The 1,431-nt window shown below is 54.6% G+C and carries 3 protein-coding genes; 1 reads left to right on the top strand and 2 read right to left on the bottom strand.

What is annotated here, in order from left to right:
* Nucleotides 1-116: 116 nt before the first annotated feature.
* Both AC097L_RS24230 and AC097L_RS24235 read right to left on the bottom strand, forming a co-directional pair.
* The gene (locus AC097L_RS24230; protein WP_479589276.1) at nucleotides 117-746 is read right to left on the bottom strand and encodes a hypothetical protein; all 630 of its coding nucleotides are present in this window, start codon (nucleotides 744-746) and stop codon (nucleotides 117-119) included.
* Between the two features lie 72 nt (nucleotides 747-818).
* Complete coding sequence (locus AC097L_RS24235) at nucleotides 819-1,115, bottom strand: PIN domain-containing protein (protein WP_479589277.1); 297 nt, start codon at nucleotides 1,113-1,115, stop codon at nucleotides 819-821.
* On the opposite strand from AC097L_RS24235, the gene AC097L_RS24240 reads away from it, so the two are divergent.
* A partial coding sequence (locus AC097L_RS24240) for a TolC family protein (RefSeq protein WP_479589278.1) occupies nucleotides 1,062-1,431 on the top strand: 370 nt, incomplete at its 3' end. The genes AC097L_RS24235 and AC097L_RS24240 overlap by 54 nt on opposite strands.

Below are 1,431 nucleotides of genomic sequence, written 5' to 3' on the forward strand. Positions count from 1 at the left end.
TGCTCGCGAATCATCTGCACGACTTGCAGCTTGAACTCCGCGTTGAATGTTCGTCTTTGCTTCTTGGTCATATTTCTCGTCCAGGTGGATTCCACCTATCGAGGTGTCCGGGGGAATTAGACCAGCACAACCTCACTAAGAGCCGTCAGAAATTTTTCAGAAGTTATACGAATCGCTGGCGGCATTAACCTATTTTTTTCATCTTCTTCATCCCGAGTTAGTAGTTCGCGCTCGTGATCATTGATGAAGAAGGGGTGTTTTATTTTCTTCAGGTCATCGTCAGAGTAGTACGTACTCAGGCTGATGATCGAGTCTGGATGTTGCACACGATTTCGTGCGAGTACTAGTTCTTCCAATAGTGTCAACTGGCACTGGCTATCTTCAAATTTGACACTGAAATGGTTCAAGAAATATTCCCTGTAACCATGAAACCAGCCTCGACTTTTAAAAGTCTGTGCGAGAGATTTGTCGACAGGAATTCCAAGTTGACGTTCCCATGCCTTGAGGTAAAGATGCAACGATGCACTCAGCATCGAAATGCATGACCCACCAAGAACTTGCAGTGACTCTTCCGCCTCTAGCCATTCGGAAATAAAGGCCGGTTCAGCGTCTTCGCTGTATGGCGGCACAAAGGGCTCCTCTTCCGCCTCAATTTTCCGCTTCCGCTCGATGAACGAAGCGGCGCTGTTGACGTACAACTGCCTAATGAAAATAAGTCGCTGATCGAGAAAGTAGCGAATATCCATTGCAATGCTCCTGACATCCAACGTGAAAAAGGTTTCATCATTTGGGCAGCGTTGGACTCAAATTCATGGAACTCACCCCAAAAACGGATTCACCAGCGTCAATCCGCCATACCGCTGCCCGTGCGTCATGTCTTCGGTGTACAAAATCTGCGCCCCGGCGCGCACGGCAGCCTCGACCACCATGGCATCCCAGATGGAGAGTTTGTGCTGGATGGCTTTGTCCATGGCGGCGCTGACCAGGGCGGTGTCGCTTTGCACCACCTGCCATTCGGTGTAGGCCAATGCCATGGTGCGGGCGGTGTCGGCGGGCATTTTTTGTTTGCGGGTCAGCACGTTGAACAGCTCAATCAGCACCTGGGTGCTGATCATCGCCTCGCCGTCTGCGCCGGCCTGGGCTACCAGTCGCGCGAACTCAAAGACCTGTTCGACCCGGCCTCGCTGCTGTGGAACCTGGTGGGCAACCTGACGCAGCCTATCTTCCGCGCCGGGGCCATCGATGCCGTGGTGGCCGCGTCCAACGCACGCCAGCAGCAGGCGCTGGCCACCTACACCCAGACGGTGCAAAACGCCTTCCGCGATGTGCACGACGCGCTGAACAACGTGGCCGCGGGCCGCGACATCACCGCTACCACGGCCCAGCGCATCGCCGCCCTGCGCAGCACCCTGCGCCTGGCCGACCTGCGCT

The sequence above is a fragment of the Rhodoferax sp. RT5P35 genome, assembly GCF_056521385.1.